The sequence below is a fragment of the Aeromonas encheleia genome, from assembly GCF_900637545.1.
Lineage (GTDB): Bacteria > Pseudomonadota > Gammaproteobacteria > Enterobacterales > Aeromonadaceae > Aeromonas > Aeromonas encheleia.
Genome location: NZ_LR134376.1, coordinates 3,693,935 through 3,715,305, shown reverse-complemented (window position 1 = coordinate 3,715,305; position 21,371 = coordinate 3,693,935). Strand labels below are relative to the sequence as shown.

The window sequence follows — 21,371 nt, the reverse complement described above, 5'->3', positions numbered from 1 at the left end:
TCTGGATCCCGCAAGATGAAACGTCAGGAGTAAACGATGCCGATCCGTATTTTGCCGCCGATCCTGGCCAACCAGATTGCCGCAGGCGAGGTGGTGGAACGGCCCTCCTCCGTGGTGAAGGAGCTGGTGGAGAACAGCCTGGATGCGGGCGCCGACCGGATCGAGGTCGACATCGACAAGGGCGGCGCCAAGCTCATCCGCATCCGTGACAACGGCAGCGGTGTGCCCAAGGACGAGCTGGTGCTGGCGCTCTCCCGCCACGCCACCTCCAAGGTGGCGACCCTGGATGATCTCGAGGGGATCAACAGCCTCGGTTTTCGGGGGGAGGCGCTCGCCTCCATCAGCTCAGTCTCCCGTCTCACCCTGACCTCCCGCACCCAGGAGCAGACCGAAGCCTGGCAGGCCGAGGCGCAGGGGCGCGAGATGAGCGTCACCGTCAAGCCGGCGGCCCACCCGGTGGGCACGACTGTGGAGGTGGTGGATCTCTTCTTCAACACCCCGGCCCGGCGCAAGTTCATGCGCAGCGAGAAGACCGAGTTCGCCCACATCGACGAGCTGATCCGTCGCATCGCGCTCTCCCGCTTCGACTGCACCCTGATCCTGCGCCACAACGGCAAGGTGGTGCGCCAGTACAAGTCCGCCAACACGGTGGCGGAGCAGGAGCGCCGCCTCGCCGCCGTCTGTGGCACCCCCTTCATGCACCACGCCCTGGCGGTGGAGAGCGAGCACAGCGACGTGCGCCTGCGGGGCTGGCTGGCGCTGCCGGCGGGGGCCAGGCCGCAGAACGATCTGCAATACACCTACGTCAATGGCCGCATGATGCGCGACAAGCTGATCAATCATGCCATCCGCCAGGCCTATGACGAGCTGCTGCCGGCCGACCGCTTCGCCGCCTATGTGCTCTACATCGAGCTGGATCCGCACCAGGTGGATGTGAACGTCCACCCGGCCAAGCACGAGGTGCGCTTCCACCAGGCCCGCCTGGTGCACGACTTCATCTTCCAGGCCCTGTTCACCGCCCTGCGCCGCGAGGCCCCGGCCGCCGAGCCGCTGGCCGAGAGTCAGGTCGAGCTGCCGGCCAGCCCGCAGATAGAGTACCCCGGCCAGGCTCCCCGCCCTGAGTGGTACGGTGCCGAGCACAGCTATCGGGCCCCGGTGCCTACGCGGGAGGTGCGGGAAGGGGGCGCGGCGCGCGCCGGCAGCTATCAGCCGCCCGAACCCCCCGGCCGCGATGCGATGCGTGGCATGGGCGCCCTGCTCACCACCCTGCCGATGGCGGGTGACGCGGCTGTGGCGACGCCGACCGCCGGCGCCCCGGCTGGCCCGTCGCCGCAGGGTTGCCGTGCTCTGACCCTGGTGGAGCAGGCCTACCTGCTGCTGGAACGCAACGGCCAGCTGGCGCTGCTCTCCCTGGTACGGGCCGAGCGGGTGCTGCTGCGCCACTGGCTGCTGGAGGCCTGGGGCCAGGGGCTGGCGGCGCAACCCTTGCTGCTGCCGGTCTCCTTCAAGTTGCCGAAAAACCTGATTGCGCTGGTGGAGGAGCAGGAACGTTTGCTCAAACGCATCGGGCTGGAGTTGAAAAGCGGTGGGCGCGACACCATGATCCTGACTCGGGTGCCGGCGCTGTTGCGCCAGACCGATCTGGTTAGGCTCTTACCCGAATTGCTGCAGTTAATCGAGAGCGGATCTGACAGTGATGGCAGCCAGCTGGCCGAGGTAGTATGCCAATGGCTGGTAGAGCAGGGCATAAGCTCTGAAAAAATATATGATTTTTCAACGGCCAGTCGTTTGCTGACGGAACTTGTGACCGATTTCAGTGACCAACTGGCAGACATTCGCATGGTGCGCCCCCTGTCGTTGGCGACCGTGCTGGAGGAATTTGCCCATGGCGTCTGATTCGCCACGGGCCAACGCCTTCACACAATGGCTAGTTATCGCACCCTGTGCCTGTTGTTGTGGGCAGACGTGTTAGAGGAACCTAAACGTGGCTGACTTGCCGAACGCAATTTTTCTGATGGGGCCGACGGCCTCCGGCAAGACGGATCTCGCCATCGCCCTGTGTCAGGCGCTGCCCTGCGACATCATCAGCGTGGATTCCGCGCTCATCTATCGCGGCATGGATATCGGCACCGCCAAACCGAGTGCCGCCGAGCTGGCGCAGGCACCCCATCGGCTGATCGACATCCTGGATCCGGCCATGAGTTATTCGGCGGCGGATTTCTGCCGCGACGCCCTGCGCGAGATGGACGAGATCGCCAGGCGTGGCCGCATCCCGCTGCTGGTGGGGGGCACCATGCTCTACTTCAAGGCGCTGCTGGAGGGGCTCTCACCACTGCCGCCTGCCGACCCGGCCATCCGCGCCGTGCTGGAAGAAGAGGCGGCTCGCCTCGGGTGGCAGGCCCTGCACGATGAGCTGGTGCGCATCGACCCGGTCGCCGGGGCGCGTATCCACCCCAATGACCCGCAGCGCCTAGGCCGGGCCCTGGAGGTCTATCGCATCAGCGGCAAGACGCTAACCGAGTTGACCCAGGTGCAGGGGGAAGGATTACCCTACCGGGTGCACCAGTTTGCCATCGCGCCCTCCGATCGCGCCGTGCTGCATCAACGTATCGAGCAACGCTTCGATCTGATGCTGCAAAACGGCTTCGAGCAAGAGGTGCGCGGCCTGTTTGAGCGGGGGGATCTCACCCCCGACCTGCCTGCAATTCGCTGCGTTGGCTACCGCCAAATGTGGGACTACCTGGCAGGGGAAGTGGGATATGATGAGATGCGTTATCGTGGCATTGTTGCCACCCGCCAATTGGCCAAGCGTCAGATGACCTGGTTGCGCGGTTGGCCCAACCTGACCTGGTTGGAATCTGGTGAGTCTGGCAATCTGGCAAGGGTCTTAGCCTGTGCTGGTGCGGCTTGACACTCCCTGTATAATCAGGTTGTTATATTGATATCCGGTGTTTAAAAACAACAAACTATAAGGAAAAGAAAGATGGCTAAGGGGCAATCTCTCCAAGACCCGTTTTTGAATGCGCTGCGCCGTGAGCGGATTCCTGTTTCTATTTATTTGGTCAACGGCATCAAACTGCAGGGTCAGATCGAATCGTTTGACCAGTTTGTCATTTTGCTGAAGAACACCGTGAGCCAGATGGTTTACAAGCACGCCATTTCCACAGTGGTGCCGGCCCGCGCCGTCAACCATCACCAGCCCGCCCCGGGCGCCGCCGGTGAAGAACAGGGTGAAGCCGAGGCGTGATATCCCGCGGCGAGCCGACTCGCCAACTCAGATTCATCATGAGACCCGTTAAGGAGCAAGCGCTTGTTTGACCGTTACGAAGCTGGTGAACAGGCCGTTCTGGTACATGTCAACTTCAGCGATGAGGGTGAGCGGGAGGATCTGGAAGAGCTCAAGATGCTGGTGAGCTCGGCCGGGGTGAATGCGCTGGGGGTGGTGACTACCAGCCGCAGCGCTCCCAGTGCCAAATTTTTTGTCGGTAGCGGCAAGGCTGAAGAGATCGCGTCCCAGGTACAGATGCTGGGTGCCGACGTGGTCATCTTCAACCATGCCCTGACCCCTGCCCAGGAGCGCAACCTGGAGCGTCTGTTCCAGTGCCGGGTGGTGGACAGAACCGGCCTGATCCTGGATATCTTCGCCCAGCGCGCCCGTACCCACGAAGGCAAGTTGCAGGTTGAACTGGCCCAATTACGTCATCTTTCTACTCGCCTGGTGCGAGGCTGGACCCACCTCGAACGTCAGAAGGGCGGGATCGGTCTGCGCGGCCCGGGTGAAACTCAGCTTGAAACCGACCGACGCCTGCTGCGGGAACGCATCAAGGCAATTCTGCGTCGACTCGACAAGGTGGCGAAGCAGCGTGAGCAGGGCCGTCGTGCCCGCAACCGCAACGAGGTGCCAACCGTTTCTCTGGTGGGCTATACCAACGCCGGAAAGTCCACTTTGTTCAACCAACTTACAGATGCCAGCGTGTATGCTGCCGACCAATTGTTCGCAACTCTGGATCCCACCCTGCGTAAATTGGTGATCCAGGATGTGGGTGATGTGATCCTGGCGGATACAGTTGGATTTATTCGACACTTGCCCCATGATCTGGTCGCGGCCTTCAAGGCGACGCTGCAGGAGACCCGCGAAGCGGACCTGCTGCTGCACGTCGTGGATTGTGCCGATGAGCAGATGCAGGAGAATGTCGATTCGGTGCAGACAGTCTTGGCCGAGATCGAGGCGGACGACCGTCCCCAGCTGATGATCTGTAACAAGATAGACAAGCTGACCGATCGTCCGGCCGGCCTGGAGCGGGATGACGAGGGTCGTCCACTGCGGGTCTGGCTGTCGGCCCAGACCGGTGAGGGGAGCGAATACCTGTTCGCGGCCCTGACCGAATTGCTGGCCGGATCCATGGTCCATCACACCCTGCAGTTGCCGCCCTCGGCCGCGAGATTGCGCAGTGCGCTCTATCGGCTGAAAGGCATCGAGCAGGAAGGTTTCAGTGAGGAGGGGGATTTTGTCCTGGAGGTGCGCTTGCAAGTGGCCGACTGGAACCGCCTCATGAAACAAGAAGGTGAGAGTTTACAACGCTTTATCAGGCATTGATGGTCGATGAAGATGAAGGCTTAGCGGCTTCGTCAACGATCGATGGCCCGGTAGAGATGATATCCATCCGCATGTATTAATGGAGACGCTGATGGCTTGGAATGAGCCTGGAAACAACGGCAAAGACCGTGACCCTTGGGGGAATAACGGCAAGAATCAGGGACCCCCTGATCTGGATGAAATGCTGCGTAAGGTGAGCCGTCGGTTCGGTGGCCTGTTCGGTGGTGGCAAATCGGGTGGTGGTGATGTAGGCAAGTTTGGCCTCTCCATCGCACTGGTTGTGGCCGTGGTGGTGTGGGTCGTCAGCGGCTTCTACACCATCCGTGAAGCCGAACGCGGGGTGGTACTGCGCTTTGGGGAGTATTCCCATAACGTGGATCCCGGTCTGCGCTGGAAGCCGACCTTCATCGATCGGGTGATCCCGGTGGACGTCGAGTCTGTACGCTCCCTGCCGGCCTCCGGCTTCATGTTGACCCAGGACGAGAACGTGGTCCGGGTCGAGATGGACGTGCAGTATCGCGTGGTCGATCCGGAGCAGTATCTGTTCAGCGTCACCAATGCCGACGAGAGTCTGAGCCAGGCCACCGACAGCGCCCTGCGCTACGTGGTGGGTCACACCAAGATGGATGACGTCCTGACCACGGGTCGGGAAAAAGTCCGTCAGGAGACCTGGCAGGTGATCGATGGCATCATCGAGCCCTACCAGATGGGTCTGCAGATCGTCGACGTCAACTTCCTGCCGGCTCGTCCGCCAGAAGAAGTGAAGGACGCCTTCGATGACGCCATCTCCGCCCAGGAAGATGAGCAGCGCTTCATTCGTGAAGCGGAAGCCTATGCCCGTGAAGTGGAGCCAAAGGCCCGCGGCTCGGTCAAGCGTCTGGAACAGGAAGCCGAAGGCTACAAGTCCCAGATCGTGCTGAAGGCCAAGGGTGAAGTCGCTCGCTTCAACGAGCTGCTGCCCCAGTATCAGTCTGCCCCCGAGCTGACTCGCGAGCGTATCTACCTGGAAACCATGGAAGAGCTCTATCAGCAAGCCAACAAGGTGCTGGTCGACATGCCTGCTGGCAACAACAGCATGATCTACCTGCCGCTCGACAAGCTGTCTGGCAAGGCGAATGCCGTGCAACCGGCACGTCCGGCGGGCACACCTGCGGTGGAGCCGGCCCAGCCGTCCAACGAAGGGGCTAACTCCACTCCGACGCCGCTGCGTGGCGGTGACCGTTTCAGCACAGGGAGAAACTAATAGATGAAAAAAATAGCTATTGGTGTCATCGCTGTGGCCGCCATGGTCTGCTTCTCTTCCGTCTTCATCGTCGATGAAGGGCAGAAAGGGATAGTCGTGCAGTTTGGCAAGGTGAAGCGGGTTGACTCTGGTGAGCCCCGCCTCTTCGAGCCGGGCCTGCACTTCAAGGTGCCGGTGATTGACCAGGTTCGCAAGATGGATGCTCGCATCCAGACTCTGGAAGGTCAGGCGGATCGCTTCGTCACCTCGGAGAAGAAAGACCTCATCATCGACTCCTACGTGAAGTGGAAGATCGAGGACTTCTCCAAGTACTATCTGGCAACAGGTGGTGGCAACAAGATCCAGGCCGAAGACCTGCTCAAGCGCAAGATCAACAACGGTCTGCGTTCCGAGATCGGTAACCGCACCATCAAGGACATCGTCTCCGGTGAGCGCAGTACCGTGATGGAAGATGCCCTGATGAAGATGGCGCGCTCCTCCGAGCTCGGTATCAAGGTGGTGGATGTGCGGATCAAGCAGATCAACCTGCCGGTGGAAGTCTCCAGCTCCATCTATCAGCGGATGCGTGCCGAACGGACCGCCGTTGCCCGTGAGCATCGCTCCCAGGGCCGCGAGCAGGCCGAGATCCTGCGTGCCGACATCGACCGCAAGGTGACCGTCATGATTGCAGACGCCGAGCGTAATGCGCGTCAGCTGCGTGGTGAAGGGGATGCCGAGGCCGCCAAGATCTATGCCGACAGCTACAAGAAAGACCCCGAGTTTTTCAGCTTCGTGCGTAGCATGGAGGCCTATCGCAAGAGCTTCGCCGGTGGCAACGACCTGATGGTCCTGAAGCCGGACAGCGAGTTTTTCCGCTACCTCAAGTCGCCTCACGGCACCAAAGAGTAAGACCAGAGGGCCTGAGCATTCAGGCCCTTTCGCATTATGGCGCCAAGCCACCTGCCGAGCGGGTCTTTTTTTGTGCAAGGAGAGAGGATGCTGACATCCATGCTGATGGGATTGGGGCTGCTGCTGTTGTTTGAAGGGCTGGGCCCCTTGCTGATGCCGAGGGCCTGGCAGCAGATGCTGCGCCTGCTCGGCGATCAGCCGCCGGAGCAACTGCGCCGCATCGGTGGCTGCCTGGTGGTGGCGGGGGGCGTGATCCTCTGGGCGCTGGCGCATTGAGCCGTAGAAACGGAGGCTGTGCCGAAGCGCAGCGCATAAAAAAGAGGCCGATGGCCTCTTTTTTCATTCGCTGTTGAACGCTGACTCAGGCGCTGCGCTGCACCGCCATCTGGGCCAGGGTGGCCAGCGCCTGCTTGTGCTCGGACTCCGGCAGGATGGCAAGCGCGGCTATGGCCTTGTCGGCCTCTTCCCGGGCGCGCTGGCGGGAGTATTCGAGGGCGCCGGTGCTGTCCAGGATGGCCAGGATCCGGTCAAGGTGATCCATGCCATTGCGGTGCTCGATGGCATCGCGGATGAGTTGGCGCTCCTCGGGCGAGCCCACCGCCATGGCGCGCAGCAGCGGCAGGGTCGGTTTGCCCTCGGCCAGATCGTCGCCGACGTTCTTGCCCATCTCGTCACTCTGGGAGCAGTAGTCCATGACGTCATCGATGATCTGGAAGGCGGTGCCCAGGTACTTGCCGTAGTCGGTCATAGCCTGCTCGACGGGCTCGGGCTGATGGGTCAGCACGGCGGCGAGACGAGTGGCCGCCTCGAACAGCTTGGCGGTCTTGCAGTAGATGACCGTCATGTAGCTCTGTTCCGTGGTGTCCGGATCGTTGCAGTTCATCAGCTGCAACACTTCCCCCTCGGCGATGGTGTTGGTGGCATCCGACAGGATCTCCATCACCCTCAGGTTGGAGAGCTCGCTCATCATCTGGAAGGAGCGGCTGTAGAGGTAGTCGCCGACCAGTACGCTGGCGGCATTGCCAAACAGCGCATTGGCGGTCTCCCGGCCGCGGCGCAGGTCGGATTCATCGACCACGTCGTCGTGCAGCAGGGTAGAGGTGTGAATGAATTCGATGATGGCGGCGAGCTTGAGATGATCCTGACCTTGGTACCCCAGTGCGCGAGCGGCCATCACCGTCAGCATGGGGCGCATCCGTTTCCCGCCTGCACTGACAATGTAGAAACCCAGCTGGTTGATCAGGCTGACATCGGACTGAAGCCTCGCCAAGATCAGTTCATTGACCGCCGTCATGTCGGCGGCACAGAGCGCACGGATAGTCTGTTGGTCCATAAGTCTCGTAACGTGACGGCAGCAATTACTGCGTTTTTAGCAATGGCGGGGATTCTACACGATTTCACAATGGGTTACAGTTAAGCGTTTATTCACGGCGGCAGATATGCGCACAAAATAAACTTTTTGCGAAATTGGCCTTGCCTGAGCAAATCGATTTGCGTAGAATGCCGGCCCATTGTTATAGGTTTTTGCGCGTGTCTGGCCTTGAGCAAAAGACACGCCTTTACGGAGTTAATCAAATGTACGCGGTATTCCAAAGCGGCGGAAAACAACACCGTGTGGCCGAAGGTCAAATCGTTCGTCTGGAAAAGCTGAACGTTGAGACTGGCGCTACCATCGACTTCAACGAAGTTCTGATGGTTGCTGCAGGCGACACTTTTAAAGTAGGTGCTCCTTTCGTTGAAGGTGGCAAGGTTATTGCTGAAGTTGTGGCTCACGGCCGTGGCGAGAAAGTGACTATCGTCAAGTTCCGTCGTCGTAAGCACCATCGCAAGCAAGCGGGCCACCGTCAGTGGTTCACTGAAGTCAAAATCACTGGCATCAGCGCTTAATTCGAGAGGAATCTGAAAAATGGCACATAAAAAAGCTGGCGGTTCATCCCGTAACGGTCGCGACTCAGAAGCCAAACGCCTCGGCGTGAAGCGCTTCGGTGGCGAAACTGTACTGGCAGGCAGCATCATCGTTCGTCAGCGTGGCACCAAGTTCCACCCTGGCACCAACGTTGGTCTGGGCACCGATCACACCCTGTTCGCGAAAGCGACTGGCAAGATCCTGTTCGAAGTTAAAGGTCCGCTGAATCGTAAGTACGTTAGCATCGTTGCTGAGTAATTACGGACCGCAAGGATCCGAAGCCCCGCCAACAGGCGGGGCTTTTGTTTTTCTGAAGAGTTTGACGAAAAAACGGCACGCTGATGAGCCGGCGTTGACAGGCCTTATCGCCTAGATGCGTCTCGCCCCCAGGGGTCTGTACCACTATAATTGCGTATCGGTTTTTCGAATTGAGGGTGACGGTTACCTATGAAGTTTGTTGATGAAGTCCAGATTCGAGTCGATGCCGGTGACGGTGGTAACGGTTGTGTGAGCTTTCGTCGGGAATTGTACATTCCCAACGGTGGGCCGGATGGCGGTGACGGTGGTGACGGCGGTGACGTCTATCTGGTTGCCGACGAAAACCTGAATACCCTGATCGACTACCGTTTCGAGCGTTTCCACGCCGCCGAGCGCGGTGAGAATGGTCGAGGTTCCAACTGTACCGGTCGTCGCGGCAAGGACAGGGTCCTTAAGGTTCCGGTCGGTACCCGTGCCAGTGATGAAGATACCGGTGAACTGCTGGGGGATCTGACCAATCACGGCCAGAAGCTGCTGGTCGCCAAGGGCGGTTTCCACGGTCTCGGCAACACCCGTTTCAAGAGCTCGGTCAACCGTACGCCCTATCAGAAGAGCAGCGGTACACCGGGTGAAGTGCGCACCCTGAAGCTGGAGCTGCTGCTGCTGGCCGACGTCGGCATGCTGGGTCTGCCCAACGCGGGCAAGTCTACCTTCATCCGTGCCGTGTCTGCCGCCCGTCCAAAAGTGGCCGATTACCCCTTCACCACCCTGGTACCCAACCTGGGTGTAGTGCGTTGTGAGAACTCCCGCTCCTTCGTGATCGCCGATATTCCGGGTCTGATCGAGGGTGCCGCCGAGGGTGCCGGTCTGGGTATTCGCTTCCTGAAGCACCTGGAACGCTGCCGTGTGCTGCTCCACCTGGTGGATATCTGCCCGGTCGATGACTCGGATCCTGCCGAGAATGCCGTCACCATAGTCCGCGAGCTGGAGAAATACAGCCCGGAACTCGCGGCCAAGCCGCGCTGGCTGGTGTTCAACAAGATGGATCTGATCCTGGAAGAAGATGCGGTCGAGGTGATGGAGCGGGTCAAGACCGCGCTGGCCTACGAAGGTCCTGTCTACCAGATCACCGCCATCAGCAAGGAAGGCACCAAGAAGGTGTGCTACGACATCCTGGATCTGCTGGATACCATGCCCCGTCAGCTGGAAGCCGACGCCAAGGCCGCCATCGAGAAGGTCGAGTTCAAGTGGGACGACTACCACAAGAACCAGCTGGCCCAGGCCGAGGCGGACGCCCTGGCCGCCTCTATGGCCTTCGATGATGGCCTGGAAGACGATGACGATCTGGACGATGAAGACGACGACGGCGTCGAAGTCATCTACGTCCGCGACTGATCTTCATCTGCTTCGCTGAGAAACCGGTGCCTGGCAACAGGCGCCGGTTTTTTTATGGGAGGATCGACCGGATCACTCTATAGATATATTTCTCATGCCACTTATTGCCTGCCAACCGCAACTGATTATACTGCGCACCTGAACTTAACCTGTATGAAACAATATGCCAACCAATTGAATTGAATTGATATGCATGTCTGTTTCGGGTTGTTCTTATGGACGGTTTGCCTGATAAAATACTTATGCTTGAAATAATCCATTTAAAGCTTGTTTGTGCATTTTTTTGGGTTATTCTTGCGCCCGTTTGCCGGGCGATGGCATGAATATGCAGGCGGCCTGGCTGAAGGAAAAGTAACATTAAGGCTGTAGATCATGTTGGAAAAGACCCTGCAGGCACCGGCGATCCATACCCGCCGCAACGTGCTGATGTTCCTGGTCCCGTCACTCATCGGGATCCTGCTGTTTATGACCCCCGTCATCTATGACGGCAATGTCACCATCCCCGTCGCCGTGCTGGCGAAGCTGGTGCAGACGGTGTTCGCCGATCATCTGGTGGCCATGGTCAGTGGCATCATTACCACCACCATGCTGATGACCCTGGTCACCTGGCTGTTCAAGCCGGCGATCCTGGTGAGGCGCCCCTTCCTCAACAGCCTGTTCAACGTCTCTCCCTTCTGGGCCTGCGTGCGGGTGCTGGGCGGCGTCTTCGTGCTGCTGACCTTCTTCGAGGCCGGTCCCGAGGTGCTGCGCTCCGGGGCGACCGGTGGCCTGGTGCTGCACGATCTGCTGCCGGTGCTGTTCTCGGTGTTTATCTTCGCCGGCCTGTTGTTGCCGCTGCTGTTGGACTTCGGCCTGCTGGAGTTTGTCGGCACCATGATGACCCGCATCATGCGCCCGGTGTTCCGCCTGCCGGGGCGCTCGGCGGTAGATTGCTTCGCCTCCTGGCTGGGGGACGGCAGCGTCGGCATCCTGCTGACCAGCAAGCAGTATGAAGGCAAGTTCTACACCCAGCGTGAAGCCGCCGTCATCGGCACCACCTTCTCTGCGGTCTCCATCACCTTCTGTCTGGTGGTGATCTCCCAGGTGAAGCTGGAGCACATGTTCGTGCCCTTCTACCTGACCGTCTGCCTGGCTGGCGTGGTGGCCGCCGTCGTGGTGCCGCGCCTGCCCCCGCTCTCCTGGAAGAAAGATGTCTATAGCGATGGCACTCCCCTGTGCCGCAAGCAGGAGGCGATTCCCCAGCAGCACAGCGTGCTGAGCTATGGCTATCAGCGCGCGCTGACCAAGGCCGACAGCATGACGGATCTCGGCGCCGTGGCGCGGGAAGGGGTGAAGAATGCGCTGGACATGGTGTTTGGCGTGCTGCCGGTGGTGATGGCGATCGGGACCTGTGCCCTGATGCTGGCTGAGCATACCCCGGTCTTCAACTGGTTGGGGGCCCCCTTCGTCCCCTTGCTGGAGCTGCTGCAACTGCCAGAGGCCGAGGCGGCCTCCAAGACCATCATGGTCGGCTTTGCCGACATGTTCATCCCGGCGGTGCTGGCCTCGACCATAGAGAGCGACATCACCCGCTTCGTGATCGCCGCCATGTCGGTCACCCAGCTCATCTATATGTCGGAAGTGGGCGCCCTGCTGCTGGGCAGCAAGATCCCGGTCAAGCTGTGGGAGTTGTTCGTCATCTTCCTGCTGCGCACCCTGGTCACCCTGCCGGTGATCGCCGGGGTGGCGCATCTGCTGTTCTAATCCCCCGCTTGCGTGGCAAAACGGTCAACCTCGGTTGGCCGTTTTTTATGGGCGCTGATTAGGCCGGCTCCACCAGCAGGCTCTGGCTATTGACCTCGTCCAGCTGCTCCGGTGCCAGGAAACGCTCGGCATAGTCCCGCCAGATGCCGCTGTCGACGAACAGGGTGAACAGGGCGGGATCTATGTGTTGATCCTGTGCCATGTGCCGCATGATGGCCAGCGACTGGGACACCGTCTTGCCCGACTTATAGGGGCGATCGCTGGCGGTCAGCGCCTCGAAGATGTCGGCGATGGCCATGATGCGGGCGGGGATGCTCATCTGTGCCCCATGAAGCTGACGGGGATAGCCCTTGCCATCCATCCGCTCATGATGACCACCGGCGATCTCCGGTACCTTGCGCAGATGATGGGGGAAGGGGAGCCGCTCCAGCATGCGGATGGTCTGGATGATGTGATCGTTGATCTTGTAGCGCTCCTCCTCGGTGAGGGTGCCGCGACCGATGGCGAGGTTGTAGCGCTCACCCCGGTTGTAGAGATAGGTGGGGACCTTGACCTTGAACCCCCAGGGGTTGTGCGCCGCAATATTATCCTGGGAGGGGCGAGGGATGAGGTGGGTGGGCTTGTCGGCCAGCAGCGGCTCGCGGCAGGGCAGCGGCGGGGCCGGTTCGTTTTCATATCGCCTGAGCTCCTCCCGGCTGATGCCGAGTCTGTCATCTAGGGTGCGCAACCAGCTGCGACTGGCGATGGCATCGAGCCGCGCCAGCTTCTCCGGCGCCATCCATTCCCCCCCCAGGTTGCACTCGGCGACGAAGGCAAACTCCTGATCCAGGATCGACCAGAGCGGTGCCACTGCCTCCCGGCTCGCCATCCTCTCCTGCTCAGGCAGGCGGGACGCCAGCGACTCGATATAGGCATCGCGCTTGAGCACCTCGAAGCGGGTGCGGATCTCGTGGATCCGATCGTAGATGGTCTCCAGCTTGGTGGCCTTGTCGACCACGAACTCCGGCGTGGTGACCTTGCCACAGTCGTGCAGCCAGCTCGCGATATGGATGGCTTCCCACTCCTCTTCGCTGAGTCTGAAGTCGCTGAAGGGGCCCTGCTGCTGGGCGCAGGCCGCCTCGGTCAGCATGCGGGTCAGCTCGGGGACGCGCTGGCAGTGGCCACCGGTATAGGGGCTCTTGGCATCGATGGCCCCCGCGATCAGCTCGATGAAGGCCTCCAGCAGCTGTTTCTGCTCCTCCAGCAGGCGCTGGTTCTCGATGGCGGAGGCGGACATGCCCGCCAGCGCCTCGATCAGACTGATGCGCGACGCCAGTTCCTGTGACGAGCAGTTCGGCAGGATCAGCAGCAGACAGCCGATCAGCTCCTGGCGATGGTTGTACAGCGGCTCAGCCAGCAGCTGACGGGGGCCCGGAAAGGGGCCCCAGTCGGCCAGATATTGCTGCCAGTGGTCTTCATCGAGCGGCAGGCTGAGGCGCTCGGTGTGATAGAGGCCGCCGAGCAGCTCCTCCTGCCAGTGCACCTGCTCGCAGGCCAGGGGTTGCTGCCGCCAGATGGCCTGTACCGCCGTCATGTGCTTGTCCTGTGCCAGGTAGAGACAGCCCCCTTCCGCCTGCGCGGCCGCGACCGTCTCGTGCAAGATGCGATTGAGCAGGGAATCGAAGCGGCGCTCGGCCGCCAGCGCCCGTCCCATGTTCATGAAATTGCCGAGGGTCAACCGCATGCCGGACATGGTGCGGGCCAGATCGTCGATCTCGCGGATCGCCGAGTCGGGCCCCTCACTCTCGCCAAAGTCGAAGTGCTGGATCCGCTCCGCCTCCCGGGTCAGCGCCAGCAAGGGGGCCGCGGTACGCCGCGCCACCAGCCAGATGACGGGCAGCAGCAGCAGCAGGCCGGCCAGGGCCCAGGTCAGATTGACCAGGGCTTCGTGGCGGGCCTGCTGGGTGAGAACGTTCGCCGGCATCAGCAGGGCGATGTAGAAGGGGGAGCCCTCATCCAAGGAGGAGAGGTTGACCAGCCAGTCGTTGCGATCCTCCGCGGTCAGGGTCAGCTCGGTCGGCCCGTGCAGCAGGGTGGGCTGGGTGACTATCCGTTGTTGCAGCTGGGTCAGGATGGGGTGCTCGAGCACCGACAGCGTGGGCAACCGACTCAGTTGCTCGAAGCTGGGCAGTCGCTTGGGATCGGTCGCCAGCAGGGTGCCTAATTCGTCGAACAGCACCAGCTGGCAGTGGCTGGGCAGGGGCAGCTCGCCGATGAGGGCGGAGAGCCCCTCCACGCCAGCATCCAGCCCGAGCACAGCCCGGCGATCGTCGCTCTCCACCGCCAGCGTCATACCCGGCTCCTTGGTGGTGAAGAACAGATAGGGGTGGGTCACTATGATGCCCGTGCGCCAGCGCGCCTCCTTGTACCAGTCACGGCTGCGGGGATCGAACCTGTAGTCCGGCATGGGCCGGCGCTCGAGCAGATGCAGCCGCTTGTCGAAATAGAGGAACTCTCCCTGGCCCTGACTCAGGCTCTGCACCAGCAGGTGGCTGGCGGGGGGAGGGCTGTCCAGCAGCGCCTTGGCTCTGTTGGTCAGCTTGCGCACCAGGAAGAAGTCACCGTCATCGTAACCGGCATAGATGGCGCCATAGCTGGCGCTGTTGGCCAGCACCTCGGCCAGCTGGGGCAGATAGCTGAGACGAGCGTCCAGGCTGGTCATCGCGGCCAGCTGGCCGCTGCGCAGCAGGCTCAATGACATGCGGGCCGGGCGCTGGTTCAGCTTGAGGGCCAGTGCCAGCTGCTCCCGATACTGAAGGAAGCTCTGGCGCTCGTGTTCCAGCCCCTGCTGCATGCCCTGTTGAAACTGCAGCAGGATGAGGGCCCCCCCCAGCACGGAGAACAGCAGAATGAAGAGCGTGGCGATGTGTACGTAAAAGGGTCTACGGCTGAGGCTAGCTTTTGTCATGGACGCATCCTTGTCCCACGGGCGATCGCCGTGATGATTCCCTCTCAGTGTGCTCACAGGGCGACAAAAAGCACAATTATCCGGCCGGGATTATTAGCACGCCACAACAAAGTTTCTTATGGGGCTTTATTGGTCAGGCCTAGTGGCCACAGAGGCACCCTGGATGATGGGGTATCGAGTGTGCCATTCAGGTATCTCATGCTACATTGCCCCCAGGTTATTGAATTGTGAAGCAATGGAGTGTCCCATGTCCGCCATCCCCTATTCCGTCCTCGATCTGGTGCCCGTCCCCGAAGGGTCTGTACCGGCCGAGTCGTTTCGCCGCTCGCTGGATCTGGCCCAACACGCCGAGCGGTGGGGCTATCACCGCTACTGGTTGGCGGAACATCACAACATGCCGGGCATCGCCAGTGCCGCCACCTCGGTGCTGATAGGTCATCTGGCTGGCGGCACCAGCACCCTGCGGCTGGGTTCCGGCGGCATCATGCTGCCGAATCACTCGCCCCTGGTGATCGCCGAGCAGTTTGGCACCCTGGCCTCGCTCTATCCGGATCGGATCGATCTGGGGCTGGGGCGAGCGCCCGGCACCGATCAGCGCACCATGCAGGCACTGCGTCGCCAACGCAGCGGCGAGGTGGATGACTTTCCCGCCGATGTGCGCGAGCTGATGCGTTATTTCGGCGATCAGCCGGGCGCGGTGCAGGCCGTGCCTGGTCAGGGGCTGGAGGTGCCCATCTGGCTGCTGGGCTCCAGCCTCTACAGCGCCCAGCTGGCGGCTGCCATGGGGTTGCCGTTCGGTTTCGCCTCCCACTTCGCGCCCGGCTTGTTGCTGCAGGCGCTGGCGCTCTACCGCAGTCAGTATCAGCCTTCCGCCCGCTGGCCCAGGCCCTATGCCGTGGTGTGCATCAACATGGTGGCGGCCGACACCGAGCGGGAGGCCCGCTTCCTGTTCACTACTGTGCAGCAGCAGTTCCTGCGGCTCTATCGGGGGGATGCGGGCAAGTTGCCGCTGCCGGTGCAGGAGCTGGGGGAGGAGTGGTCGCCCCGGGAACTGATGGCGATGGAGCAAACCCTGGCCCGCTCCCTGGTGGGGGATCGAGACAGAGTACGCCATGGCTTGCAGGCGCTGCTGGCCGAGACCGGGGCTGACGAGCTGATGTTCAACGGCCCCATCGTCGATCATGAGGCGCGGCTGCGCTCGTTCGAGATTGCGGCCGAGCTGATGCAAAGCCTGTGAGTCCTGGTTGCTCGGTGCACCATCGGCAGCGAGCTACCCCTTAGCCCTGCCGGGGCGGCTACAACAGGGCAGGGCGACGCTCTACCGATCAGGCCCCTGATGATGTTTGGCTGTTAATGCATTGATACTTAAGGAAAGTCAGGTTGGTGTCAGGCCTTTGTCGTGTTGCCTTCATCCGCTCGGCCCTATGCTGGCCCTGTCCATAACCACGAGGAGCCGATGATGATAGTCAGGAAATTGAGATTGCAGCGAGGTTGGTCCCAGGAGCAGTTGGCTACCCTGTCTGGTCTGAGTGTGCGCACCATACAGCGGATCGAACAGGGGCAACCACCCGGACTGGAATCCCTCAAGGCCCTGGCCTCCGTCTTTGAGCTCGATGTGACTCAACTGCAGGAGAGCGAGATGAAAGGAAATGAGATCGACAGTCAGGGGAGCGTACATGTCGCCAGGGATGAGCGGGAGGCGATGAAGTTCGTCGAGGGGCTCAAAGGCTTCTACGGCCACCTCATCAGCTATGTGCTGGTGATCGGCGGGCTCTTCGTCATCAACTACCTGAGCAACCCGGATTACATCTGGGCCTGGTGGCCCATGCTGGGCTGGGGGCTGGGTCTGATGTCCCATGCCATCAACCTGTTCCAGCCGTTCAAGCTGTTCGGACCGGAGTGGGAGCGGCGTCAGGTCGAGAAACGGCTGGGCCGCAAGCTGTGATCTGACAGGCACCACATAAAAAACGGGCCCGGCAATATGCCGGGCCCGTCGCATTATCGATACCGCCGCTCAGCTGGCATGGGTCGGGCAGGGGGTCGCTATCAGGGCATCGTCCTCGTAGCGCCACAGGGTGAGGCTATTGCCCCACACGCAGCCGGTATCCAGCGCCTTGATGTCGGCCTTGCCGGTCGCGCCCATCAGTGCCGCCCAGTGGCCGAACACCAGTATGGGGTCATCCACATGGTGCTCGCGCTGCTCGAACCAGGGGCGCAGGCCCGGAGTGGACTCCGTGGGGCCCTTCTTGCACTTGAACTCGAGCCGGCCGTCGAAATAGCAGAAGCGCATGCGGGTGAAGCTGTTGATGATGTAGCGGTAACGCTCTACCCCCACCAGATCATCCTGCCAGCTGTCCGGTTGATCGCCATACATGTTGTGCAGCAGCCACTGGTATTGATCGCCGCGCAGCAGGCTCTCCACCTCGCGGGCACAGTTGCGGGCGGTGCGGGCGTCCCAGGCGGGGGAGAGGCCGGCGTGCACCATCATGATGGGCAGCTCCGGGTGTTCCGCCAGCAGGGGGCGCTGGCGCAGCCACTCCAGCAGATCGTCCCGATCCGGGGCCTCCATCAGGGCCTGCAGCTTGTCTTTCTTCTTGAGCGGTGCGACCCCGTTGGCGACCGCCAGCAGGTGCAGGTCATGGTTGCCTAGCACGGTGACGGCACGCTGCCCCAGCGACTTGACGAAACGCAGGGTGTTGAGAGAGTCCGGGCCACGGGCGACCAGATCGCCGCACAGCCAGAGCATGTCCTTGTCGGAGTCGAATTCGGCAAGATCCAGCAGACGGCGCAGATCGTCGTAACAGCCCTGGACATCACCGACGAAACAGTTCGCCATGAAACCTCAGTTAATTATGTGGGGAACGGCCAGCGTGAAGGGGGAGATGGGGGCCTCGAACTGCTGCCCCGACTCGTCTTGCAGGGTATAGCTACCCTCCATCACGCCGAGCGGAGTGGCGAGGGGAACGCCACTCTGATAGCTGAAGGTCTCACCGGGGGCGATGAAGGGCTGCTCGCCCACGACCCCGGGACCTTCCACTTCCAGCATCTTGCCATTGGCGTCGGTGATGAGCCAGCGCCGATGCAGCAGCTGCACCGTACCCGGCCCCAGATTCTCTATCTCGATGAGATAGAGAAAATGGTAGGGATCCTGGGTACCGGCCACATAGCTGGGGTGCGGACGGATCACTATCCGGGACGATGGCATGGGATCAGGCCTGCTGCTGGTCGGCCAGCCAGTTGGCGATCATGACAAACTGCGCGAGGGAGAGATTCTCCGGGCGCAGGCTGCCATCGATGCCAAGCTCGGTCAGCTGAGCGTCGGTGATGAAGTTGGAGAAGCTGTTGCGAATGGTCTTGCGGCGCTGACCGAAGCCCTCGGTACAGACGCGGCTCAGGCAGCGCAGATCCTTCGCGACTATGGTCGGGTTCTGGTGGGGCACCAGTCGCACCACGGCCGAATCCACCTTGGGGGCCGGCTTGAAGGCGCCAGGGCCCACTTCCAGCACCGGGATCACCTGGCAGTAGTACTGGACCATGACGCTCAGGCGGCCATAGGCCTTGCTGCCAGGGCCAGCACACATCCGCAATACCACTTCTTTTTGCAGCATGAAGTGCATGTCTGCGACCCGGTCGGCAAACTCGCACAGGTGGAAGATCAGCGGGGTGGAGATGTTGTAGGGCAGGTTGCCGAAGATGCGCAGCGGTCCCTTGCCTTCCCCCATCAGGGTGCCGAAGTCGAAGCGCATGGCATCGGCCTCGATCACCGTCAGTTTGTCTTTGAGGGTGGGGTGCTCGCGCAGGCGCGCGGCGAGATCCCGGTCCAGCTCGACCACCGTCATCTTGTCCATCTGGGACGCGACCGGCTCGGTCAGCGCGGCCAGACCCGGCCCGATCTCCACCAGGTTCTGACCCGGTTGCGGGTTGATGGCGGCCACTATCTGATCGATCACATAACGGTCGTGCAAGAAGTTCTGACCGAAACGCTTACGGGCCGTGTGGCCCATGTGCACCTTGTTGCTCTGCACCTTACTGCTCATAGCTTTTTTTCTCTACCATCTGAATGGCGTGGTTAATCGCGGTGATCAGGCTCCCCGAGTCCGCCAGGCCTTTGCCTGCCAGATCCAGAGCGGTGCCGTGATCCACCGAAGTGCGGATGAATGGGAGTCCAAGGGTGATATTGACCGAACTGCCGAAGCCCTTGTATTTGAGCACGGGCAGCCCCTGGTCGTGGTACATGGCGAGTACCGCATCCGCATCCTTGAGGTATTTGTCCTGGAACAGAGTATCGGCCGGCAGCGGGCCGACCAGATCGATCCCCTCCTGGCGCAAGCCGGCCAGGGCGGGTTCGATCACCTCGATCTCTTCCCGACCGAGATGGCCCCCTTCCCCGGCATGGGGATTGAGGCCGCAGACGTAAATACGGGGCTGCTGGATGCCAAACTTGGTCCTGAGATCCGCATCCAGGATGCGGATCACCTTGCCGAGGCGGTCCTCGGTGATGGCCCCGGCCACATAGGCGAGCGGGATATGGGTGGTCGCCAGCGCCACCCGCAGCCCCTCTGTCGCCAGCAGCATCACCACGTCGGCGGTGCCTGACTGCTGGGCGAAGAATTCGGTGTGGCCGCTGAACGAGACGCCGGCCTGGTTGATGATCCCCTTGTGCACCGGGCCGGTCACCACGGCGGCAAACTCGCCGCTCAGGTTGCCGTCACAGGCCCGTTGCAGGGTGGCCAGCACATAGGCGCCGTTGTCCTCATCCAGCTCACCCGGCACCACGGGGGCGCCGAGTTCGACTGGGCAGAGGGTCAGGGTGCCGGCCCGCTGCGGGTGGGCAGGGGCGCTGGCATCATAGGGTTCCAGCACTATGGGCAGCCCCAGCAGGGCGGCCCGCGCCAGCAGCAGGGCGGGATCGGCGATCACCACCAGCTGATGGGGCCAATCCCGCTGGGCTATCTGCAGCACCAGATCCGGACCTATGCCCGCCGGTTCACCCGGCGTGATGGCGAGACGACGACAGCTCATCTGCTTTTGGACTCGATCTGGATGCTGGCTGTTCATCTGCTCATCGCCCATTAATTGGGTTCGATCTGGATGTAGGCTTCGTCGCGCAGTTCATCCAGCCAGGCCTGTGACTCTTCGGTGAAACGGCGGTTGAAGATGAGCTGATAGGCGCGCTGCTCCTGGGCCTTGCCGGTGGCGTCCTGGCTGCGACGCTCTTCCAGCTGCACTATGTGCCAGCCGTGGCTGGTACGGAACGGCTCGCTCAGCTCACCCGGCTGGAGACGGTTGACCATGTCGCGGAACTCCGGCACATAGACGTTGGGGTCGGACCAGCCGAGTTCCCCGCCTTGCACCGCAGAGCCCGGATCTTCGGAGTATTTCTCTGCCATGCTGGCGAAGCTGGCCTTGCCGCTCTTGATGTCGTGCAGTATGCCGTCCAGGGTGCTCTTGGCCTTCTCCTCACTCAGGATGATGGAGGGTTTGATCAGGATGTGGCGGGCGCGCACCTCGGAGATCATGACCTGCTGCTGACCCTTGGTGTCGAAGATCTTGATGATGTGCAGGCCGGCACCGGAGCGCAGCGGGCCGACGATGTCCCCCTTGCTGGCACCCTGTACCGCCTCGGCCATGAGCGTCGGCATCTCCTGCGGGCTCATCCAGCCCCAGTCACCCCCTTCCAGCGCCTTGGGACCGTTGCTCTCGGCGATGGCCAGCTTGCGGAAGTCGGCCCCCTCTTTCAGGGCGGCCAGGATGCGCTCAATCTTGCTCTTGGCGGCATTGAGCTGCTCGGCGTTCGGGTTGTCCGGCAGGGAGACCTGAATATGGCCGACATGGAACTCGGTCTGCTGCTGGCCCTGCTTGTGCAGCGCCTCGACCACCTGCTTCACCTCCTGCTCGGAGATGTTGATGCGACGGCGAACCTGGCTGCGACGCACCTCGTTCATCAGGATCTCGCGGCGTACCTCTTCCCGGTACTGGGCATAGGAGATCCCCTCCCGGGCCAGCTGGGCACGCAGCTGATCCAGGTTCATCTTGTTGTCGGCGGCGATGCTCTGGATCGCCTGCTCCAGCTGGGTATCGCTGATCTTGAGGCCCTGGCGATCCGCCAGTTGCAGCTGCAGGCTCTCCTGGATCAGGCGGTCCAGCGCCTGCTTGCGCAGGGTGGCGTCATCGGGCAGGGACTGGCCGCTCTCCTGAGCGGAGGCCTTCACCTTCTGCACTAGGGCTTCCTGCTGGCTGGCCAGCACCACGTCCTTGTTGACCACGGCAAGCACCTTGTCCACCAGCTCGGGGGCGGCGAGGGCACCCTGGCTCATGACTCCAAACAGGCCTGCCGTCAGCAGGGAAATCAACGTCTTCTTCATATCCATCTCTCAAGGCGTTTGCCAGACCG

At 61.7% G+C, this 21,371-nt stretch carries 20 protein-coding genes; 13 read left to right on the top strand and 7 right to left on the bottom strand.

Annotation, left to right across the window (positions count from 1 at the left end):
* Positions 1-36 precede the first annotated feature (36 nt).
* The 7 genes from mutL to EL255_RS17080 all read left to right on the top strand — a co-directional run bounded on the left by mutL (position 37) and on the right by EL255_RS17080 (position 7,004).
* A complete protein-coding gene (gene mutL / locus EL255_RS17110; protein ID WP_042654250.1) occupies positions 37-1,896 on the top strand; it encodes a DNA mismatch repair endonuclease MutL in 1,860 nt (619 codons plus the stop codon).
* Between the two features lie 118 nt (positions 1,897-2,014).
* Entirely contained in the window at positions 2,015-2,911 is an 897-nt protein-coding gene (miaA, locus tag EL255_RS17105; RefSeq protein ID WP_042654249.1) for a tRNA (adenosine(37)-N6)-dimethylallyltransferase MiaA, read from the top strand.
* 72 nt (positions 2,912-2,983) lie between these two features.
* Positions 2,984-3,247 (top strand): RNA chaperone Hfq, encoded by a 264-nt coding sequence (hfq, locus tag EL255_RS17100; RefSeq protein WP_033128769.1) that lies wholly within the window; start codon positions 2,984-2,986, stop codon positions 3,245-3,247.
* A gap of 63 nt (positions 3,248-3,310) precedes the next feature.
* Positions 3,311-4,597, top strand: a complete 1,287-nt coding sequence (gene hflX, locus EL255_RS17095) for a ribosome rescue GTPase HflX (RefSeq protein WP_042654248.1) — start codon at positions 3,311-3,313, stop codon at positions 4,595-4,597.
* Positions 4,598-4,688: 91 nt separating this feature from the next.
* Positions 4,689-5,840: an FtsH protease activity modulator HflK gene (gene hflK / locus EL255_RS17090; protein ID WP_042654328.1), complete on the top strand. Its 1,152-nt coding sequence runs from the start codon at positions 4,689-4,691 to the stop codon at positions 5,838-5,840.
* A 3-nt stretch (positions 5,841-5,843) separates the two neighbouring features.
* Entirely contained in the window at positions 5,844-6,728 is an 885-nt protein-coding gene (gene hflC, locus EL255_RS17085) for a protease modulator HflC (RefSeq protein ID WP_042654247.1), read from the top strand.
* A gap of 87 nt (positions 6,729-6,815) precedes the next feature.
* Positions 6,816-7,004: a DUF2065 domain-containing protein gene (locus tag EL255_RS17080; RefSeq protein WP_042654246.1), complete on the top strand. Its 189-nt coding sequence runs from the start codon at positions 6,816-6,818 to the stop codon at positions 7,002-7,004.
* 85 nt (positions 7,005-7,089) lie between these two features.
* On the opposite strand, the gene ispB is transcribed toward EL255_RS17080, so the two are convergent.
* The gene (gene ispB / locus EL255_RS17075; RefSeq protein WP_042654245.1) at positions 7,090-8,061 is read right to left on the bottom strand and encodes an octaprenyl diphosphate synthase; all 972 of its coding nucleotides are present in this window, start codon (positions 8,059-8,061) and stop codon (positions 7,090-7,092) included.
* Between the two features lie 242 nt (positions 8,062-8,303).
* On the opposite strand from ispB, the gene rplU reads away from it, so the two are divergent.
* From rplU to EL255_RS17055, 4 genes are all read left to right on the top strand, one after another.
* Positions 8,304-8,615 carry a 50S ribosomal protein L21 gene (gene rplU, locus EL255_RS17070; RefSeq protein ID WP_033130528.1) on the top strand — a complete coding sequence of 104 codons (312 nt, stop codon included), beginning with the start codon at positions 8,304-8,306 and terminating at the stop codon, positions 8,613-8,615.
* Positions 8,616-8,634: 19 nt separating this feature from the next.
* Positions 8,635-8,892 carry a 50S ribosomal protein L27 gene (gene rpmA / locus EL255_RS17065; RefSeq protein ID WP_042654244.1) on the top strand — a complete coding sequence of 86 codons (258 nt, stop codon included), beginning with the start codon at positions 8,635-8,637 and terminating at the stop codon, positions 8,890-8,892.
* 189 nt (positions 8,893-9,081) lie between these two features.
* The gene (gene cgtA / locus EL255_RS17060; RefSeq protein ID WP_042654243.1) at positions 9,082-10,287 is read left to right on the top strand and encodes an Obg family GTPase CgtA; all 1,206 of its coding nucleotides are present in this window, start codon (positions 9,082-9,084) and stop codon (positions 10,285-10,287) included.
* 372 nt (positions 10,288-10,659) lie between these two features.
* A complete protein-coding gene (locus tag EL255_RS17055) occupies positions 10,660-12,030 on the top strand; it encodes a YjiH family protein (protein ID WP_042654242.1) in 1,371 nt (456 codons plus the stop codon).
* Positions 12,031-12,088: 58 nt separating this feature from the next.
* On the opposite strand, the gene EL255_RS17050 is transcribed toward EL255_RS17055, so the two are convergent.
* Positions 12,089-14,977 carry an HD domain-containing phosphohydrolase gene (locus EL255_RS17050; RefSeq protein WP_042654241.1) on the bottom strand — a complete coding sequence of 963 codons (2,889 nt, stop codon included), beginning with the start codon at positions 14,975-14,977 and terminating at the stop codon, positions 12,089-12,091.
* Between the two features lie 247 nt (positions 14,978-15,224).
* Here EL255_RS17050 and EL255_RS17045 point away from each other — a divergent pair, with 247 nt between their 5' ends.
* Entirely contained in the window at positions 15,225-16,214 is a 990-nt protein-coding gene (locus tag EL255_RS17045; protein ID WP_042654240.1) for a luciferase-like monooxygenase, read from the top strand.
* 222 nt (positions 16,215-16,436) lie between these two features.
* Positions 16,437-16,922, top strand: coding sequence for a 2TM domain-containing protein (locus tag EL255_RS17040; protein WP_042654239.1), 486 nt, complete (start codon positions 16,437-16,439; stop codon positions 16,920-16,922).
* A gap of 69 nt (positions 16,923-16,991) precedes the next feature.
* On the opposite strand, the gene EL255_RS17035 is transcribed toward EL255_RS17040, so the two are convergent.
* The 5 genes from EL255_RS17035 to surA are packed head-to-tail and all read right to left on the bottom strand — an operon-like array spanning position 16,992 to position 21,342.
* Positions 16,992-17,813 carry a symmetrical bis(5'-nucleosyl)-tetraphosphatase gene (locus EL255_RS17035; protein ID WP_042654238.1) on the bottom strand — a complete coding sequence of 274 codons (822 nt, stop codon included), beginning with the start codon at positions 17,811-17,813 and terminating at the stop codon, positions 16,992-16,994.
* A 6-nt stretch (positions 17,814-17,819) separates the two neighbouring features.
* Positions 17,820-18,182, bottom strand: a complete 363-nt coding sequence (apaG, locus tag EL255_RS17030) for a Co2+/Mg2+ efflux protein ApaG (protein WP_042654237.1) — start codon at positions 18,180-18,182, stop codon at positions 17,820-17,822.
* A 4-nt stretch (positions 18,183-18,186) separates the two neighbouring features.
* The gene (gene rsmA / locus EL255_RS17025) at positions 18,187-19,014 is read right to left on the bottom strand and encodes a 16S rRNA (adenine(1518)-N(6)/adenine(1519)-N(6))-dimethyltransferase RsmA (RefSeq protein WP_042654236.1); all 828 of its coding nucleotides are present in this window, start codon (positions 19,012-19,014) and stop codon (positions 18,187-18,189) included.
* Positions 19,004-19,999 carry a 4-hydroxythreonine-4-phosphate dehydrogenase PdxA gene (pdxA, locus tag EL255_RS17020; RefSeq protein WP_042654326.1) on the bottom strand — a complete coding sequence of 332 codons (996 nt, stop codon included), beginning with the start codon at positions 19,997-19,999 and terminating at the stop codon, positions 19,004-19,006. Before pdxA ends, rsmA begins: the two co-directional genes overlap by 11 nt.
* A gap of 50 nt (positions 20,000-20,049) precedes the next feature.
* On the bottom strand, positions 20,050-21,342 hold the full coding sequence (surA, locus tag EL255_RS17015) for a peptidylprolyl isomerase SurA (protein WP_042654235.1): 1,293 nt from the start codon (positions 21,340-21,342) through the stop codon (positions 20,050-20,052).
* Positions 21,343-21,371: the final 29 nt, after the last annotated feature.

What these genes read in the sequence shown, in the direction of transcription:
- mutL (WP_042654250.1), top strand. Translation starts at nt 37, where the DNA reads ATGCCGATCCGTATTTTGCCGCCGATCCTGGCCAACCAGATTGCCGCA.
- miaA (WP_042654249.1), top strand. Translation starts at nt 2,015, where the DNA reads ATGGGGCCGACGGCCTCCGGCAAGACGGATCTCGCCATCGCCCTGTGT.
- hfq (WP_033128769.1), top strand. Translation starts at nt 2,984, where the DNA reads ATGGCTAAGGGGCAATCTCTCCAAGACCCGTTTTTGAATGCGCTGCGC.
- hflK (WP_042654328.1), top strand. Translation starts at nt 4,689, where the DNA reads ATGGCTTGGAATGAGCCTGGAAACAACGGCAAAGACCGTGACCCTTGG.
- hflC (WP_042654247.1), top strand. Translation starts at nt 5,844, where the DNA reads ATGAAAAAAATAGCTATTGGTGTCATCGCTGTGGCCGCCATGGTCTGC.
- EL255_RS17080 (WP_042654246.1), top strand. Translation starts at nt 6,816, where the DNA reads ATGCTGACATCCATGCTGATGGGATTGGGGCTGCTGCTGTTGTTTGAA.
- ispB (WP_042654245.1), bottom strand. Translation starts at nt 8,061, where the DNA reads ATGGACCAACAGACTATCCGTGCGCTCTGTGCCGCCGACATGACGGCG.
- rplU (WP_033130528.1), top strand. Translation starts at nt 8,304, where the DNA reads ATGTACGCGGTATTCCAAAGCGGCGGAAAACAACACCGTGTGGCCGAA.
- rpmA (WP_042654244.1), top strand. Translation starts at nt 8,635, where the DNA reads ATGGCACATAAAAAAGCTGGCGGTTCATCCCGTAACGGTCGCGACTCA.
- cgtA (WP_042654243.1), top strand. Translation starts at nt 9,082, where the DNA reads ATGAAGTTTGTTGATGAAGTCCAGATTCGAGTCGATGCCGGTGACGGT.
- EL255_RS17055 (WP_042654242.1), top strand. Translation starts at nt 10,660, where the DNA reads ATGTTGGAAAAGACCCTGCAGGCACCGGCGATCCATACCCGCCGCAAC.
- EL255_RS17050 (WP_042654241.1), bottom strand. Translation starts at nt 14,977, where the DNA reads ATGACAAAAGCTAGCCTCAGCCGTAGACCCTTTTACGTACACATCGCC.
- EL255_RS17045 (WP_042654240.1), top strand. Translation starts at nt 15,225, where the DNA reads ATGTCCGCCATCCCCTATTCCGTCCTCGATCTGGTGCCCGTCCCCGAA.
- EL255_RS17040 (WP_042654239.1), top strand. Translation starts at nt 16,437, where the DNA reads ATGATAGTCAGGAAATTGAGATTGCAGCGAGGTTGGTCCCAGGAGCAG.
- EL255_RS17035 (WP_042654238.1), bottom strand. Translation starts at nt 17,813, where the DNA reads ATGGCGAACTGTTTCGTCGGTGATGTCCAGGGCTGTTACGACGATCTG.
- apaG (WP_042654237.1), bottom strand. Translation starts at nt 18,182, where the DNA reads ATGCCATCGTCCCGGATAGTGATCCGTCCGCACCCCAGCTATGTGGCC.
- rsmA (WP_042654236.1), bottom strand. Translation starts at nt 19,014, where the DNA reads ATGAGCAGTAAGGTGCAGAGCAACAAGGTGCACATGGGCCACACGGCC.
- pdxA (WP_042654326.1), bottom strand. Translation starts at nt 19,999, where the DNA reads ATGAGCTGTCGTCGTCTCGCCATCACGCCGGGTGAACCGGCGGGCATA.
- surA (WP_042654235.1), bottom strand. Translation starts at nt 21,342, where the DNA reads ATGAAGAAGACGTTGATTTCCCTGCTGACGGCAGGCCTGTTTGGAGTC.